The organism is Streptomyces sp. NPDC051315 (assembly GCF_044455165.1).
Taxonomy (GTDB): domain Bacteria; phylum Actinomycetota; class Actinomycetes; order Streptomycetales; family Streptomycetaceae; genus Streptomyces.
The window spans coordinates 19,690-36,131 of the sequence record NZ_JBITEN010000024.1 but is presented as its reverse complement, the minus strand read 5'-3'; the positions used below and the strand labels follow the sequence as shown (position 1 = coordinate 36,131).

At 72.4% G+C, this 16,442-nt stretch carries 15 protein-coding genes; 8 read left to right on the top strand and 7 right to left on the bottom strand.

The window, feature by feature from the left end; translation table 11 throughout:
* Positions 1–679: 679 nt before the first annotated feature.
* Positions 680–1,033 carry a hypothetical protein gene (locus ACIBBD_RS33850; RefSeq protein ID WP_399423405.1) on the bottom strand — a complete coding sequence of 118 codons (354 nt, stop codon included), beginning with the start codon at positions 1,031–1,033 and terminating at the stop codon, positions 680–682.
* 580 nt (positions 1,034–1,613) lie between these two features.
* On the opposite strand from ACIBBD_RS33850, the gene ACIBBD_RS33845 reads away from it, so the two are divergent.
* Positions 1,614–2,690 (top strand): NlpC/P60 family protein, encoded by a 1,077-nt coding sequence (locus ACIBBD_RS33845; protein WP_399423404.1) that lies wholly within the window; start codon positions 1,614–1,616, stop codon positions 2,688–2,690.
* Positions 2,691–2,814: 124 nt separating this feature from the next.
* Positions 2,815–3,447: a hypothetical protein gene (locus ACIBBD_RS33840; RefSeq protein WP_399423403.1), complete on the top strand. Its 633-nt coding sequence runs from the start codon at positions 2,815–2,817 to the stop codon at positions 3,445–3,447.
* Positions 3,448–3,555: 108 nt separating this feature from the next.
* Here the strand turns inward: ACIBBD_RS33840 and ACIBBD_RS33835 are convergent, their stop codons facing one another.
* Positions 3,556–4,293 carry a LuxR C-terminal-related transcriptional regulator gene (locus ACIBBD_RS33835; protein ID WP_399423402.1) on the bottom strand — a complete coding sequence of 246 codons (738 nt, stop codon included), beginning with the start codon at positions 4,291–4,293 and terminating at the stop codon, positions 3,556–3,558.
* On the bottom strand, positions 4,290–5,582 hold the full coding sequence (locus ACIBBD_RS33830) for a PspC domain-containing protein (RefSeq protein WP_399423401.1): 1,293 nt from the start codon (positions 5,580–5,582) through the stop codon (positions 4,290–4,292). Before ACIBBD_RS33830 ends, ACIBBD_RS33835 begins: the two co-directional genes overlap by 4 nt.
* Before the next feature lie 179 nt (positions 5,583–5,761).
* On the opposite strand from ACIBBD_RS33830, the gene ACIBBD_RS33825 reads away from it, so the two are divergent.
* Together ACIBBD_RS33825 and ACIBBD_RS33820 are read left to right on the top strand one after the other, a co-directional pair.
* Positions 5,762–7,390, top strand: a complete 1,629-nt coding sequence (locus tag ACIBBD_RS33825) for a PspC domain-containing protein (protein ID WP_399423400.1) — start codon at positions 5,762–5,764, stop codon at positions 7,388–7,390.
* A complete protein-coding gene (locus ACIBBD_RS33820; protein ID WP_399423399.1) occupies positions 7,377–7,619 on the top strand; it encodes a hypothetical protein in 243 nt (80 codons plus the stop codon). The genes ACIBBD_RS33825 and ACIBBD_RS33820 overlap by 14 nt, the downstream gene beginning before the upstream one ends.
* Positions 7,620–7,887: 268 nt before the next feature.
* On the opposite strand, the gene ACIBBD_RS33815 is transcribed toward ACIBBD_RS33820, so the two are convergent.
* Positions 7,888–8,415 (bottom strand): DoxX family membrane protein, encoded by a 528-nt coding sequence (locus ACIBBD_RS33815; protein WP_399423398.1) that lies wholly within the window; start codon positions 8,413–8,415, stop codon positions 7,888–7,890.
* 270 nt (positions 8,416–8,685) lie between these two features.
* The gene (locus ACIBBD_RS33810) at positions 8,686–9,963 is read right to left on the bottom strand and encodes a hypothetical protein (RefSeq protein WP_399423397.1); all 1,278 of its coding nucleotides are present in this window, start codon (positions 9,961–9,963) and stop codon (positions 8,686–8,688) included.
* Positions 9,964–10,153: 190 nt separating this feature from the next.
* Between ACIBBD_RS33810 and ACIBBD_RS33805 the strand changes: the two genes are divergently transcribed.
* A complete protein-coding gene (locus ACIBBD_RS33805; RefSeq protein WP_399423396.1) occupies positions 10,154–11,086 on the top strand; it encodes a DUF4429 domain-containing protein in 933 nt (310 codons plus the stop codon).
* Positions 11,087–11,332: 246 nt separating this feature from the next.
* On the opposite strand, the gene ACIBBD_RS33800 is transcribed toward ACIBBD_RS33805, so the two are convergent.
* The gene (locus tag ACIBBD_RS33800) at positions 11,333–12,127 is read right to left on the bottom strand and encodes a class II aldolase/adducin family protein (RefSeq protein ID WP_399423395.1); all 795 of its coding nucleotides are present in this window, start codon (positions 12,125–12,127) and stop codon (positions 11,333–11,335) included.
* 110 nt (positions 12,128–12,237) lie between these two features.
* Here ACIBBD_RS33800 and ACIBBD_RS33795 point away from each other — a divergent pair, with 110 nt between their 5' ends.
* Together ACIBBD_RS33795 and ACIBBD_RS33790 are read left to right on the top strand one after the other, a co-directional pair.
* A complete protein-coding gene (locus ACIBBD_RS33795; protein WP_399423394.1) occupies positions 12,238–12,864 on the top strand; it encodes a hypothetical protein in 627 nt (208 codons plus the stop codon).
* 48 nt (positions 12,865–12,912) lie between these two features.
* On the top strand, positions 12,913–13,401 hold the full coding sequence (locus ACIBBD_RS33790; protein ID WP_399423393.1) for a pyridoxamine 5'-phosphate oxidase family protein: 489 nt from the start codon (positions 12,913–12,915) through the stop codon (positions 13,399–13,401).
* 20 nt (positions 13,402–13,421) lie between these two features.
* Here ACIBBD_RS33790 and guaA read toward each other — a convergent pair whose 3' ends face one another.
* On the bottom strand, positions 13,422–15,002 hold the full coding sequence (guaA, locus tag ACIBBD_RS33785; protein ID WP_399423392.1) for a glutamine-hydrolyzing GMP synthase: 1,581 nt from the start codon (positions 15,000–15,002) through the stop codon (positions 13,422–13,424).
* 431 nt (positions 15,003–15,433) lie between these two features.
* On the opposite strand from guaA, the gene ACIBBD_RS33780 reads away from it, so the two are divergent.
* Positions 15,434–15,778, top strand: a complete 345-nt coding sequence (locus ACIBBD_RS33780) for a chorismate mutase (RefSeq protein ID WP_399423391.1) — start codon at positions 15,434–15,436, stop codon at positions 15,776–15,778.
* Positions 15,779–16,442 lie beyond the last annotated feature (664 nt).

Here is a 16,442-nt window from a genome sequence, read left to right as displayed (position 1 = left end):
GGCGCGGTCCGTCGGGAGGGAGCGCGGTGTCCGTCGGGGAGCGCGGTGTCCGTCGGCTGCCGGGGCCGCTTGCCGGCGACCGGCGTCCTGTCGATCGGTCTGCGTCTGACCGGGGACGAGGTGCTGCCTCCCGGATCACACTCGCGCTGGCGGGTGGCGCCGGAGGCGGACTCCGTCGTACCGCTGCACGGCTGCTGGGGGAGCGCGAGCGGTGGGGGGCCGAGGCGGGTGAGCCGGCCCGCGCTCACGACCGTGGCGGTGACCAGCGTGCCCGACACGCGCGTCTGCGCGCTGGGGTGGCGGTCGGTCGCTTGCCCGGGGCGCTGCTGGCGCCGGCGGCCGCACTGTGGCCGTCCTGCTGGTGGACGTCGTACGCCATGGGGAGCGGCGCATGCCTGGCGCGGTGTTCTGTGGTGTGTGGGCACACAAAGGCTGGCCGTGCTGGGCGCGACCCTGGCCCCGGCCCAGGAGGCGCCCTGGCTCGCGCACGCCGCGCCCGTGCTGTTCTGACTCGGCCTGGTGCTCTCTGTGCTCGCGCTGACCCGGTTTCTGGCTGGGGCAGCTCGCCGAGGGCGCCCGTCCCGTGGCGGACGGGCCCCATGCAGGTGCCGGTGTGGGTCGCGGTGGCGGTCCCGGCCGGCCGCCACCGCGGGGGCGGCCCTGGCCGCCCGCGCGTCCGTCAGGTCCAGAGCACCGCGATGAAGACGTTGGCCACGGTCAGCAGGCCGACCAGGCCGAACAGCGGCTTCTCCACCTTCTCGTCGTCGCGCTTCACGTAGACGAGGCCGAGAATCACGATCAGCAGAGCGAGCTTCACGCCGATCTTGATGTTGTTGACGTGCTGGTCGTCCGCCTGGTTGAGGCCGACCAGGATGACGCCGGTGACCAGCATCGTCGCCGCGCCGTGCAGCATCGCGGGGACGAAGCGGGCCGTGCCCCGGCCCATCGCCTTCATCTGCGTGAGGAAACCGCCGAGCAGCGCGCCGATGCCGATGATGTGCAGGCCGACGAAAAGATGGATGAGTACGTCCATGGAGCCGGATGCTAATCAGCCGCTCCGGTGCCGCCCGACACCGGCCCACCCCGGGTGACGCGCCACCGGCCGTTTCCGGCCCGTCCGGCGGGCGCCCCGTCCGGCGGACGGCCTGCGCGGCGGACATCAGCCCGGCGGACGCCCTGCCCGGCGGGCACCGGGCGCTGCATATATGCGCGCCATAGCACCCCGCCGCGCGAAGATGACCCGAATGCGCCGTATCGGTCAGCGGCCCGCCCGAAGTCGACCCCTCCCGACCGGATCACCGAGCACTTCCGGTCGCCCGACAGTCCGCTCGCGTCACTTCCGCACAACGCGTCACCGATCCGGCACGGACGGGCCTAGCGTCCTCCCCCAGGTGACCGGCTCCCCACCGCCGCCCGGGCCAGGGGCGGCAGTCGGCCACCACCGCCGAGACGTCCGGTGGCGCCCCGGTCCCCTGTGCGGGCCGCCGCCGGACGCGTCAGCCGCACCCCGCGGTGGTACGTCCGTCCGCTCCCCCTGGCGGGCACCCGCCCCACCCGGGGCCCCTGACGGCCGTACCGACGAGGCGGTCGTACGAAAGGACGTGCAGTCCCACGTGGCAGCGCACCGCAAGCCCCGACAGCGCTCGCTCGGCGGCCATACCGTCCGCACGGCGGCCACCATCGCCCTCGCCGGCGCGGCGGGCGCGGCCGGCTTCGACGGAACCGGACACGCCGAGCCGAACCCCACACCGGCGCAGGTGAAGGCCAAGGTGGACAAGTTGTACCAGGAGGCGGAGGCAGCCACCGAGAAGTACAACGGCGCGCAGGAGAAGGCGACCGCGGCCGAGCAGCGGCTGAAGGCCCTGCGGGACGAGGCCGCCCGCAAGGAGGCGCGGCTCAACTCGGCGCGTGAGCAACTGGGGTCGATGGCGGCGGCACAGTACCGCAGCGGCGGACTCGACCCCGCGATGCAGTTGGCTCTCTCCGACGACCCCGACCAGTACCTCGACGGCGCCGCCTTCGCCGAACGCGCCGGAGACCGCCAGTCCGCTGCCGTCGCCCGCGTCCGCGGGCAACTGGGGGAGATCGAACGCCTGCGCGGCGCCGCCCGCGTCCAACTGGCCTCCCTCAAGTCGCGTCAGGCGGAGCTCAAGCGGCACAAGAAGACGATCACCGGCAAGCTGGAAGCGGCACGCCGTCTGCTGTCCCTGCTGACGGCCCAGGAACGCGCCCGGCTCGAGGCAGGCGCGGGCAGCGCCACGGGCACCCGTGCCTCGCGGACCTCGACGGACACCCGCGACGACCTCCCGGCTCCCGGCTCGACGACCACGGCCGCCCCCAACTCGCGCGCGTCGGCGGCCGTCTCCTACGCCTACTCCAAGCTCGGCAGTCCCTATGTATGGGGCGCGACCGGCCCGAACGCCTTCGACTGCTCGGGCCTCGTCCTCGCCGCGTACCGCTCCGCGGGCGTCTCTCTGCCCCGCACCACCTACGCCCAGATCGACGCCGGCCGCCGCGTCCCCCGCTCCGAACTCCTCCCCGGCGACCTGGTGTTCTTCTACTCCGGCATCACCCACGTGGGCATCTACGTCGGTGACGGCAAAATGATCCACGCCCCGAACCCGTCGGCACCGGTGCGGGTGGCGCCCCTCGACGAGATGCCCTACGCGGGGGCGACACGGGTGGTGTGAGGGAGCCCCGGCGGGGCAACCGGAGCCGACATGGACATGTTGACGCGGTAGGTTCGGCGCGCGGCAACGGCCCGCCGTTGCATGTCGTCGCTCCCCCTCCCCGACCCGCCCGAAAGAGCCCCCGATGCCCGGCGCCACGCTGCCTCCTCCCCCTCCCCCGCCGCACATCCGCGTCTGGCCGGACCGGTCGGCGCTGCTGGCCGACAGGGAACAGGCCCTGCAGGAACTGCACCGACGCAGCCTCGGCGTGCACCGCGTGCTGCTGCTGTGGCTGCTGGCACTCGCGGCGATCATCGGATGGGCGCTGCTGATCCTGCCGGTGCAGCAGTTCGAGGAGAGGGACCCCACGGGTTTCCTGCTCGGCCCGGTCTTCGCGCTCCTCGGCCTTGCCGCGCTCGCCCCGTCCGTCATCGCCGTCGTCCTCGCCATCCGCCGCGACCACCAAGTACGGCAACTCCTCAACGCCTGGCTCGCGTTGGACCGCCAGCCTCTGTCCGACGCCCGCCTGCGCGCCCCCGGCCTCAGCCTCTTCTGGCTGCTGTCCTCCTTCACGGTCGCCGCGATCGGCCTGTGGGCGTCCTTCGGGACCGCGGCCGGCGCGCAAGCGGGCCGCTCGCCGTACGCCGACGTCGCCCTGGGCATGGGCATCGGCACCATCCTGTGGCTGACCGGTCTGATCGGCATGGTGAAGGCGGTACGGCACTACCGGTGGGCGCTACGGGTGCTGGGACCGACACCGACGGTGGGGCACCAGTGAGCCAAGGAACGTCCGCGCCGGCGGTCGGCGTGAGCGGCGGTCGGCGTGGCCGGCGATCGGCGTGACCGGCGGTCGGCGTGAGCGCTTCTCAGCGCCCCGCGTCCCGCGTCACACCAGCCGCCGTGCCGTCGCCCACCGCGTCAGCTCGTGCCGGTTGGACAACTGGAGCTTGCGCAGGACCGCCGAGACATGGGACTCGACCGTCTTCACGGAGATGAAGAGCTGCTTGGCGATCTCCTTGTAGGCATAGCCACGGGCGATGAGGCGCAGGACCTCACGCTCGCGCTGGGTGAGACGGTCGAGGTCCTCGTCGACCGGCGGGGCGTCGGTCGAGGCGAACGCGTCGAGAACGAACCCGGCGAGGCGGGGCGAGAAGACGGCGTCGCCCTCCTGCACCCGGAAGATGGAGTCGACCAGATCCGTGCCGGTGATCGTCTTGGTGACGTAGCCCCGGGCGCCGCCGCGGATCACTCCGATCACGTCCTCCGCCGCGTCCGACACGGACAGGGCGAGGAAGCGCACCGGCTGCTCGGCGTCGGCCATCAGCGCGGCGCACCGGCGCAGCACTTCGACCCCGCCGCCACCCGGCAGATGCACGTCCAGCAGGACCACCTCCGGCCGGGTCGCGTTGATGACCGTGACCGCCTGGTCGACGTCCGCGGCCTCGCCGACGACCTCGACGCCGGTCTCCTCGGTCCGGCCGATCTCGGCCTGGACACCCGTGCGGAACATACGGTGGTCGTCGACGAGGACCACGCGGACATGGCGCCCGCCCGTGCCGTCGCCGGAGGCCTTCGCCGGCCCGGCCGCTCCCGCTGTTCCGTTCGCCTCGGTCGGGTCGCTCATGACGTCTTCTCCGCCCTCTCCATCTCCAGCTCGACCTCCGTGCCGCCGTCCGGCACCGGCCGCAGCCGCGCCGTGCCGCCGTTGCGCTCCATACGGCCGATGATCGATTCTCTGACGCCCATGCGGTCGGCGGGTATCGAGTCGAGGTCGAATCCGGGACCGCGGTCCCGGACGGACACGAAGACCGTCCTTCCCTCGACTTCCGCGTATACCTGCACGGCGCCGCCCTCGCCACCGTACTTGGCGGCGTTCACCATCGCCTCGCGCGCGGCCTGCATCTGTGCCGCGGTCCGCTCGTCGAGCGGGCAGTCACCGACGACCACGACCTCGATGGGGACACCGTGCTTGTCCTCGACTTCCGCGGCGTTGTGCCGGACCGCGTCGGCGAGGGTGGTCGGTTCGTCGGCCTCGTCCTTGCCGGTGCCCTCCGGCTTGTACAGCCAGGTGCGCAGGTCGCGCTCCTGGGCGCGGGCGAGACGGCGCACCTCGTTCGCGTTCTCCGCGTTGCGCTGGATCAGCGTGAGGGTGTGCAGCACCGAGTCGTGGACATGGGCGGCGACCTCCGCCCGCTCCTGGGCGCGGATGCGCATCAGACGCTCCTCGGAGAGATCCTGCGTCATGCGGACGAGATACGGTCCGGCGAGCAGCGTGATGCCGACGAGGACGGCGAGGGCCGCCTGCAGGACCGATCCCAGGTGGGCGGCGGAGCCCTGCAGGACGAAGATGCCGGACACGCCGGCGGTGACCAGCAGGACACCGCCGCCCGTACGCAGCAGCGTGAGCGTCCGACGTCTGCGGCCCACCTCGACCCAACGGGCCCGGCGGGCGTTGTCCGCTTGGCGCCACACGAGGGCGACGCCCGCGCCGACGAGGACGGCCGGCAGCAGGTACGCCTTGGCGCCGCTGCCCAGGTTCACATTGCCCACGAAGACCATGGCCACGACGACCATGAGGAGCAGGGCGACGATCTGGCCCTTGTCCGGCTTGCGGGCGACGAGTCTGCGCCGCCCGTCGGGCGCGGTCTCGGTGGCGACGAGGGAGGGTGACTTCTGGCCGCCGACGCCGCCGACCCCGAGCGGCACGAAGAACCAGAAGGCCGCGTAGAGCAGGGCGCCGAGGCCGTCCGCCAGGAACAGGCCGACGAAGACGAGCCGCACCCAGATGACGGGCAGCCCGAGATGCCCGGCGAGCCCCCGCGCCACGCCACCCAGCCAGCGTCCGTCGCTGCTGCGGTAGAGCTTGCGCGGCGGCCGCGGTTCGACGAGTGGCGCTGCTGCGGCTTCCGGCATGCCACTGATGGTCACACGGCCGCCCGACCCGGGCATCAGGGTTCGCCCCCGAGACGCCCCTGATCTTCGACGTCCTCGCACGTCGAACGCCTCCCGGGCGCCGGCTCAGGGCCGATATCAGGGTCCGACCAGGGTCGTTCCGACTGCCGCCGGGGCGGCTCGCCCGCCACCATGGACCCATGGCAGATCACCAGCACGCCGCGGACGCCGCGCCCGACGGGGGCGCCGCGCCCGACGCGGCCACCCCGTCCAGCGGCGCCCCCGGCGCCGCAGGTGAGGAACCGCGCGCGCACGAGGGTGCGAGCGCACGCGAACAGGCGGGCGCGCACGGGCAGACGGGCACACGCGAGCAGGCGGGTGCACACGGAGAGCAGGGTGCGCCGGCGGGACCGGGCAAGGCCGGAGAGGCAGACGTGAACGAGGAGACAGCGACGGCCGGCACCGGCACCCGCACGACACACCGGCACCCCGGCACGAGTGAACCCGGGGCACCCGAGACGCCCGTGCCCCCCGAGGACCACGGCACCCTCGACGACCCCCCACACAGGTTCCGCCGCGACCGTGAGCACAAGATGCTCGCCGGTGTGTGCGCGGGGCTCGGGCGGCAGTGCGACATGGACCCGGTGATCTTCCGGATCACGCTCGCCGTGCTCTCCGCGACCGGGGGCATCGGCCTCATCTTCTACGGCTTCGCCTGGCTCTTCGTCCCGTACTCCGACGACGACGAGAACGAGGTGCGCAAGCTGCTGACCGGCCGGGTGGACGGACAGGCCCTCGCGGCCGTGCTGTTCGCGCTGGTCGGCTGCGGGGTGTTCCTGTCGATGCTGAAGAACGGCGGCGTGCTGACCTTCGCCGTCGTCCTCTCCTTCCTCCTGGCCGGCGCCGCGTACTGGTCGAGACACCGGGACGCCTCCGACGCCGACCCGCTCGCCGCCCAGGCCGTCGCCGACGCTCCGCCCGAGGCCCAGGCCCCACCGGTCCCGGCCGCGTACCCCTCCTGGTGGCGCGATCCCATCGTCAAGGACGGCACGCACTACGGCGGCACGGGCTACCTGTGGGGGCCCCAGGACTCCCGCAACCCGGACATCACCTCGATCATCGACGTGCGGCTCACCGGCCACCGGAGCAGCCACGACGACATACGCACCCCGTACGGCCGCGCCCCCAAGCCGCGTGGCCCGCGCTGGATCGGCGGCTGGCTGTTCCTGCTCGCGTCGCTCGCGGGCGGGCTCGCCACCCGGATCGCCTGGGACGAGCACCCGTTGGGCACCAGCCTCCAGGCCGGCCTGGCCACCGCGCTCATCGTGCTGGGCTTCGGCATCACGGTCAGCTCGTTCCTGGGACGTACGGGAGCGGGGTCGGTCTTTCTGGCGATCATCACCGCGGGCCTGCTGGCCGGGGCGGCCACACTGCCCAAGGACATCGGCACGCACTGGGTCGACACGACCTGGCGGCCCGCGACGGTGGCGGACGTCCACGAGGACTACGACCTCGGCACCGGCGACGGCACCCTGGACCTCTCCCGGCTCGAGCCGGCCACGGGACAGACGGTGAGCACCAACGCCGACGTGGGGGTCGGCCGACTGCGGGTGATCGTGCCACCGGACGTGACGGTGAAGGTGCGCATCGACGTGGGTCTGGGCGACATCCAGTTGCCGGGTGAGGGTCAGGAGGACGTGGACGTGCAGCCGGGCAGGCACAAGGAGGTGACCCTGTCGCCGGTCACGGGCGGCAAGGACAGCGGGACGATCGACCTCGACCTCCAGGTCGGGGCGGGACAGGTGGAGGTGGCCCGTGCTGCGTCATGAGTTCCGTCCGGGCAGGCTGGTGGCCGGCGCCGCCTTCACCCTCGCCGGCGTCGTCTACGCGGGCGACGCGGGCGGCCTCTGGGAGACCCCGTGGTTCGCCGTGATCCCGATCGTGGTGGCCGGCCTCTGCCTGGCAGGGGCGACCGGGGCGCTGACCCGCTCCATACGCAGGCGGCACGGCCGGCGCCCGTCCGCTCCCACCGAGGCGGGAGCGGACGGAGCGGCCTGACGGGGTGCGCCGCCCCGACCGCGGAGGCCGATCGCCCGCAGGCGGTGGTCCGCAGCCGACAGTCTGCTGCCACAGCCGGCAGTTCGCAGTCCGCAGTCGGCGGTCCGTCCCTGCCGGCAGCCGCGGAAGACTGCGGCCCCTGCCACCGCCTGCGGGGCCGCCCCACCCGCAGTCCCGCAGTCCCGCAGTCCCGCAGTCCCGCAGTCAACGATCGGCGGTCGGCGGTCGGCGGTCGGCGGATGGTTCCTGCCAGCCCGCCGTCGGCTCCCTAATAGCCCCCGGCCCGCTGTCGCTTCCTGCTCCGCCACACAGCGTCGAGGGAGAGGAAGGGGGCGCCGGCGAGGACGAGCGGGAGCCAGGCCATCAGGTAGGCGAGGTCGTTGCCGTAGTAGTAGGGGTCCGAGGCCCAGCTCACCGTCAGCCACAGGCTGAGGGAGATCAGGGCACCGCCGAGTGCGGCGAGGCGGGTCAGAAGGCCGAGGAGGGTGCCGATACCGACGGCGAGTTCACCGAAGGCCATGGCGTAGCCGAAGCCGGTCGGGTTCTTCAGGGCCAGGTCGACCAGAGCCGGGATGGCCGAGGAGTCACGGACGGCGCGCATGGTGTCGCCGATGGAGCCGGCGCCGCTGTCCCTGAGGAAGGCGCCGTCGGTGAGTTTGTCGAGGCCGGCGTAGATGAAGGTGACGCCGAGGAAGACGCGGAGTGGGAGGAGGGCGTACCGGGTGGCGGAGTCCCGCCAGTCCTGGCCGCTGTTGAGGTAGGGGGAGCGGGTGTCCGTTCGCATGCTGTGAGTCATCGCCCGTGGTCGCCTCTCGCCCGACGTGGTGGGACCCCTCGACAGACCATACGTACGAAATGGGAGGTGCGCTCAATGGTTGACCGGACCGGACCGGAGATGTCCCTTCCGTGGCCGTCGTTACTCCACCCACTCGGAGTACTCCGCCTGATCGGTGTAATCCGCCTGATCGGTGTAATCCGTTCGCTCGGCACACGCGGTCCACTCGGCCAGCTCGGCGTCGCTCTACTCCATCCCGTCGCTCTGATCCGTCAGGTCCGTCCGGTCCCTCTACTCCGTCACGTCGATCGCGTACCGGTTCGTCTCCACGCCGGCTGCGGTCACCACCTGGACCTCGACCCGGCCGGGTTCGACCTCCGCCGGGACCGGGACGGTCAGGACCGCGTCGGTGGGGTTGCTGAAGCCGCCGGTGACGGGGACGAGGGGGACGTGGACGTGGACGGTGCCGATACGGACGACCATGCGGGAGAGACGGTCGGCGGCCTGTGCTCCGGGCGGGACGAAACCGGCGCCGCGGATCTCGATGTCGTCGCCGGTGCGGATCGGGGCGTCCAGGTCACCGGCCTCGCGGGAGCGGACGACGGAGAGGATCACCGGGCGGCCGCCCTCCGCGTACTTGCCGGCGAGGTAGGTCGCGGCCGAGACCAGCACCACCACGGCGAGTCCCCAGGGCAGGTCGGGCAGTTGGTCGGGGCGGCGGGCGAGGCGTACCGCGGCGAAGGCCAGGGCGACGGCGGTGATGACGACGTACTGGATGTCGGTGAAGGTGCCGCGGCCCGCGTCGTCGGTGAGCAGGTCGGCGGCCCGGGGCCGGTGCGCGCGGACCTTCTGCAGCCGCTGGGCCAGGACGCGCAGCCCGACCACCCGGCGCACCAGCACGGCGATCGCGCAGACCACGGCGAGGACGGTCACCACCCCGGCCGCGCGGGCGAGTTCGAGACCGGAGATGAGCGCGTCGCGTTCGGCGGGGCCGGAGGCGGCGGCCAGCCGGCCCACCAGGACCAGCACGGCGTAGGCGATGAACAGCACCCAGGCGGCGGCGACCGCGCGGGAGGTGGACAGGCGGTTGTCCTCGCCGATGACGGGCGCCAGCGCGCCGCCGCGAGCCCGGTGCAACCAGGAGGCGGCGGTCAGCGCGCCGGCGACGGCGAGCGCGGCAAGCAGGCCGGCGGTGCGGGCCGTGGTCCAGCCCGCGCCGATCGCGGTGAGGGACTGGACGAGCAGCAGAAGGACGACCGCGGCCCACACCGTGCCCGCGGTACGCGCCCACAGGCGCGCGAGCCAGGCCTCGCCCTCCGCGCGGCCGCGTTCCGCGACCAGTTCCGCGGACTGCGTCAGTTCCTCCGACACCCACTGGCGGGAGGCCGAGGCGGAGTGGGCGACGGCGGCCGGCAGGCCCTGCCCGGCGGCGAACTCGTCGCGCTTCACCAGGAACGCGGCGACGGCGCGCCGGTGCCCCTCGCGTGCCCCGTGCGGACAGTCCCCGCAGGTGCAGCCGCCTTCGTGCGCGGCCGCTTCCGGCCTCTGTCTCGCTTCCTGCACCGCCACGTCCGACGCCTGCCTTCCCCACGACCGTCACGGCCGGCGGCCCCCGAAGAAACAGGCCGCCGCGCTGCGAACAACTCCCCTGCGATGACAGCGAATTGTGCCTTACGACACACCCTCCGCCTCCGGCAGGTCTGGTCAGCGCGGGTGATCCGGGGTCCGCCGTGTTGACCCGGCTGCGAGAATTGTCCGTATGGCCGAGATCATCCAACGTGACGGAGCCTGGGCCTTCGACGGCACGACGGTGAGGATCACGCCGGGACTCCACCGCAGCGTGCCGCTGTTCCGGCAGACGTACGGGGAGATCGCCGTGCCGCTGGAGGCGGTCGCCGGCATCGTCTACGAGCCCGAACGCAAGCGTGGCCGGCTGCGGTTGCGGTTGCGGGAGGGGGCCGACCCGCTGTTGCAGGCGACGGGCGGGCGCCTGCCCGACAGGGCCGACCCGTACCGGCTCGTCGTGGACATGGACGCCTCCGGGGTCGCCCAGTACGTCGCCGAGGAGATCCGGCACGCGTTGCTGCTCGACCAGGTTCCCAAGGAGCCGGCCAGGGCCTATCTGTTGCCCGGGCCACCGGTCCCGGTGTCCGTGCGTTCCTCCGACGGCACGGTCTCCTTCGACGGCACCCAGGTGCGCATCGATTGGGCGGACAGCGCGGACCGGGTGAAGCGGGCGACGGGCCCGCGCGTCATCGACGTGGGCGACCTCGTGCAGGTCGAGTGGCTGCCCAACACCGGCCACGAGGACGGCCTCCTGCGCTTCGTGACCCGCGAGACGGTGTTCGCGAAACCGCCGCCGGAAAAGGACCCGTACGCACTGGACCTGTGGGGCAGCGCGCGGCGCGACCTGCTGACGGCGCTGGTGGCGACGGCGGTCACCGCCCGGCTGCCGCATCCGTCCGGCCGTACCGGCGAGGGACGCGACCGCCACGCGGACGGGTGCCGGGACGGGCGGCAGGATCGGCTGCAGGACCGTTCGGCGCGTACGGCGGTCACCCTGTCCCCGCGGTCCGACCACCACGACGTCCTGCTGCGCCGACTGCGGGAGTTGGGGCAGCTGCACCGCGACGGGGTGCTGACGGACGAGGAGTTCGCGCGGACGAAGGCGGTCGTCCTGCGCGGTTTCTGACGCGGCGGGCCCGCTGCCGGCTCGGCTGGCCGGGGCTGACTCAGCAAGTCGGGGCCGGCTCAGCAAACCCGGGCCGGCTCAGCAGGTCGGGCCGGCTCAGCGCACCCTGGCACCCGGGCTGACTCCGCGGACCCCGGCTAGCTCAGCAAGTCGGGGCCGGCTCAGCAAACCCGGGCTGACTCGGCAGCCCCGCTAGCTCAGCAAGCCCGGGCACCCTGGCACCCGGGCTGACTCCGCGGACCCCGGCTAGCTCAGCAGGTCGGGCTCGCTCCGGCTGATGTCCTGCCACAGCGGCTGGTAGTTGATCCAGGCCACGAGGTCGCCGCCGAGTTGCTCACGAGTGGCCACCGCCGCCCGGTGGTCGATCAGTACCGGGCGGCCGGCGGCGCGGGCGGTCAGCTGGACCTGGCAGGAGCGTTCCATGGACAGGAACCACCAGGCCGCCGCGTCCACCGAGTCGCCGACGGTCAGCAGCCCGTGGTTGCGCAGCACGAGCGCCTTGCGGCTGCCGAGCGCGGACGCGATGCGCCGGCCCTCCTCGGCGTCGACGGCGACCCCCGTGTAGGCGTCGTAGAGGGCGTGGTCCTCGTAGAAGGCGCAGCTCTCCTGGGTGATCGGGTCCAGCAGTTCACCGAGGGCGGCGAGGGCGCGGCCGTGCACCGAGTGGCAGTGGGCGACGGCGACGACGTCGGGCCGGGCGGCGTGGACCTGGGCGTGCACGGTGAAGGCGGCCTGGTTGACGTGGTAGCGGCCCTCGACGACCTGCCCGTCCCGGTTGGCCAGCACGAGGTCGCTCACGGTGACGTGCTTGAACGGCATCCCGAACGGATTGACCCAGAAGCAGTCGCTGTACTCGGGGTCGCGGGCGGTGATGTGCCCGGAGACACCGTCCTCGAAGCCGAGCCGTCCGAAGATCCGCACCGCGCCCGCCAGGCGTTCCTTGCGGTGCCGCCGCTCGTCCTCGACCGACTCGTGCATCGGCGGCATGGCGAAATGCAGCCGGTCGGTGGGCAGCGGGGCAGGCGGTGTGGGCCCGTGCATCGGTCCTCCAGCACTGGGTTGCTTTACGGGGCGGAAGGTACCGTCGGTCAGGGCAAAAGGGCAGAGCCGTTATGCAAAGATGACGATTTCCGTCACCTATGGAGCATGTCTTGACCCTCGCCGACCGCCACCTCGACTCCCTCCTGCGCCAGATCGCGACGCGCAACGCGATCGAGCTCATCCACCCCTTCGCGGAGTGGCAGACGTTCGGCGCGCTGGCGTACGTGGCCGAGTGCTACGGCTTCCGCTACGAGAGCGTCCGGCTGGTCGGCAAGCAGCGGCTGGTGCACGTCCAGCTGGTCCGCGACGCCGCCCCGTGGGCCCGGCAGCGGGCCGCGGCCAGCACGGCCGCCTTCCCCGACACGGGGCCCGGCCGCCCCGTCCCCGGCATGCGGCCGGGTTCGCTCACTCCGCTCCCCGAGGCGCAGGCGGACGTCGACCTCCTCACGGCCCTCATCCGCTACGAGGCCCTGGAGGCGGCCGCCAACCGCGCGCAGCTGCTGACCGTCGCCTGGGGTTCGGCGGCGCTGTTCCTGCTGCTGGCGGTCCTGACCGGCAAGTACGCCGTGCTGCTCCCGCTCGCCGTCCTGACGCCGCTGGGCATGCTGGGCGCCCTGCGGCTCAATGCCTCCCGCCGCGCCGAGCTGGCACGACGGCTCACGGCCGCCGGCTGCGCGCCCGTACGGGACGAGACGGGCCGGGAGCGGTACGTGCGGCCGGTGCCGTACGGCGTGTGAGTCGGATACCCGACAGAAGATGTCGGGTATCGGCGGGAGACTCGCCGTATGACTGCACCTGGTACGACAGCGAGCTGGATGGTGTTCGCGGAAGCGGAACCGGACCTGGCGAAGACCGTCGAGGACCGTTTCGGCGCCTACACCCACCACGTTCTCGCGACCCTGCGCAAGGACGGCTCTCCCCGCACCAGCGGCCTGGAGGTCCGGTTCCTGGACGGTGAGCTGTGGCTCGGGATGATGCCCGGCTCGCTCAAGGCCCTCGACCTGCGCCGCGATCCCCGTTTCAGCCTTCAGACCAACCCCGGCGAGGGCACCGGCATGGGCGGCGGCGATGTCCGGATCAGCGGGCGGGCCGTCGAGGTCGAGGACGGGGAGACCAGGGCCCGATACGTGAAAGAGGTGGAACCGCCGCAGCCGTTCCACCTCTTCCGCACCGAGCTGACGGAGGTCGTACGGACCTCCGTCGAGGACGACACGTATCTCGTCGTCCAGGTCTGGAAGCCCGGAGAGCCGGTGCGGACTCTCAGGCGGACCTGACCCCTACCCCCGGGAGGGGCTCACTCCCACTCGATGGTGCCCGGCGGCTTGGAGGTCACGTCCAGCACGACCCGGTTGACGTCCCGCACCTCGTTGGTGATCCGCGTCGAGATCTTCGCGAGGACGTCGTACGGCAGGCGCGACCAGTCGGCCGTCATGGCGTCCTCGGAGGAGACCGGGCGCAGGACGATCGGGTGGCCGTAGGTGCGGCCGTCGCCCTGGACGCCGACGCTGCGGACGTCCGCGAGCAGGACCACCGGGCACTGCCAGATGTCGCGGTCGAGGCCGGCCGCCGACAGCTCCTCGCGGGCGATGGCGTCGGCGTCGCGGAGGAGGTCGAGACGCTCCTTCGTCACCTCGCCGACGATCCGGATGCCCAGGCCCGGGCCGGGGAACGGCTGGCGCTGGACGATCTCCTCCGGCAGGCCGAGCTCCTGGCCGACCATGCGGACCTCGTCCTTGAACAGCTTGCGGAGCGGCTCGATCAGCTTGAACTCGAGGTCCTCGGGGAGACCGCCGACGTTGTGGTGCGACTTGATGTTCGCGGTGCCGGTGCCGCCGCCGGACTCGACGACGTCCGGGTAGAGCGTGCCCTGGACCAGGAACTCCACCGCCGGACCCTCGTCCGCGATGATCTCGGCCTGCGCCTGCTCGAAGACGCGGATGAACTCGCGGCCGATGATCTTCCGCTTCTCCTCGGGGTCGGAGACCCCGGCGAGCGCCTTGAGGAAGCGCTCCTCCGCGTCCACGACCTTCAGCTGCACGCCGGTCGCGGCCACGAAGTCCTTCTCGACCTGCTCCGTCTCGCCCTTGCGCATCAGGCCGTGGTCGACGTACACGCAGGTCAGCTGGGAGCCGATGGCCTTCTGGACCAGCGCGGCCGCCACGGCGGAGTCGACGCCGCCGGACAGGCCGCAGATCGCGCGCTTGTCGCCGACCAGCTCGCGGATGGCGGCGACCTGCTCCTCGATGACGTTGCCGGTGGTCCAGTTCGGCTTCAGGCCCGCGCCCCGGTACAGGAAGTGCTCCAGCACCTGCTGGCCGTGCGTGGAGTGCATCACCTCGGGGTGGTACTGGACGCCGTAGAGCTTCTTCTCGTCGTTCTCGAAGGCGGCGACCGGGACGACGTCCGTGGACGCCGTGACGGTGAAGCCCTCGGGGGCGGCGGAGCAGGCGTCGCCGTGCGACATCCACACGGCCTGCTCGGCCGGGGTGCCCTCGAAGAGGGTGGAGGACGCGCGGGAGACGTGCAGGTCGGTGCGGCCGTACTCGCGGGCGCCGGTGTTGTCGACAGTGCCGCCGAGGGACTGCGCCATCAGCTGGAAGCCGTAGCACATGCCGAAGACGGGGACGCCGGATTCGAAGATCTCGCGGTCGAGGCGGGGGGCACCCTCCTCGTACACGGACGAGGGGCCGCCGGAGAGGATGATCGCCGCCGGGTTCTTGGCGAGCATCTCCGCGACCGGCGTGGTGCTCGGCACGATCTCGCTGTAGACCCGGGCCTCGCGGACTCGGCGGGCGATGAGCTGGGCGTACTGCGCGCCGAAGTCGACGACCAGGACGGTGTCGGGGGCGGCGGCAGCGGGAGTCGCTGATGACACGGGGTGCCTTCCGGCGGTTGGGCTGGTCTCTGTGCTAGCGATTCTACCGAGGTGGGCGTGGGTCACGTCCCGTCGCCGGGGACGGCTGCCCCGCGGGGCCTCCGCCGACGGCCCCGAACGGGCCTCGTCCTCGCCCGCCGGACGGGCCGACTCGCCGGGAACGGCACCGGACAGGGGAGCGCCCTGCGCGAACGGCGACCGCGTCGGGAGTTGGACAGGCACGTTCCCCCGTGCATACTGGGCCCCATGCTTTCGCACGCGACCTTCCTCTTTACCTATGGCACCCGGCCCGCCGGCTGCCATGGTCGTGCTGCTTGAGCTAACCGCCAAGCGACTTCCCAGGCGCCCCGGGCCGACAAGGCCCGGGGCGCCTGTCGTTTTTTCCGGGTCCTGCCGTACCGGGGCACCCACCCCCTCCGAGGAGCCCCGACATGACCGCCACCGCCACCGCTGTCGACAAGAACGCCACGGCCACCGCCCCCGCCGGCAACACCGTCATCGCCACCGACAGGACCGGCGCCCGTACCGACCAGGCCGCCGGACTGATCACCGACGCCCGGGAACGCATCGACGCGCTCGACGACCGGATCATCGGCCTGATCCAGGAACGGATGGCCGTCTCCGCGGTGATCCAGGAGGCCCGGATCACATCGGGCGGCCGCCGGGTGAACCTCTCCCGCGAGATGGAGGTCCTCGGCCACTACAGCGACGCCCTCGGCAAGCCGGGCACGGCCCTCGCGATGACGCTGCTCGAACTGTGCCGGGGTCGCATCTGAGTTCGGGCCCCGTCTCACCCGTACGGCGCGTGACCGGCCCCGGAGGGCTTCGTTGGTCCCGATGTCCGTTCCAGCCAGGGGCGGGCCCGGAAGAACCACGCGTGGCTCACTGGAGCGATGAGGCGTACGGATCCTGCCGTGCGTCGTGGGACCTCGCTCCAGGGAAGTGACCGGACGGCAGGGGACAGCAGCCCGGTCACCCAAGAGAACGGTCGGCCTCGGGGACGCCCGGGGTCGACCGGCGGGAATGGCAAAAATGCACAAGGGCCGGGTCAAACGGTTGCGGGCGCCGCGCTCATCCAGCACGATGCGTGGAAAGCCCCAAGTCCCGCCACGGACGACCGCTTTGCACCCACCGCACCCGGATGAACCGTGGTGGGCGCTCCGTCCCGATCGACCGCCACAGGTCCAGACCGGCCGTGCGCCCCGTGCGCGCCCCGGCGGCGACCGGCGGACGAGGGCGCACGACAGACCAGCGGCGCAACCCCCCGGCGCCGCTCCCAGGCACCGGCGCTGCCCTGACGCCGGTGCTGACGATAAAGAAGGGCCCCGCGGCTCCGTCCCGCGGGGCCCTTCGTCATGTGACACAGGACACATAAAGATCCTGTGAATCGAGCACAACTCTTCACAGACTTCGGCAGTCACACCTAGCGAAACATGGGCC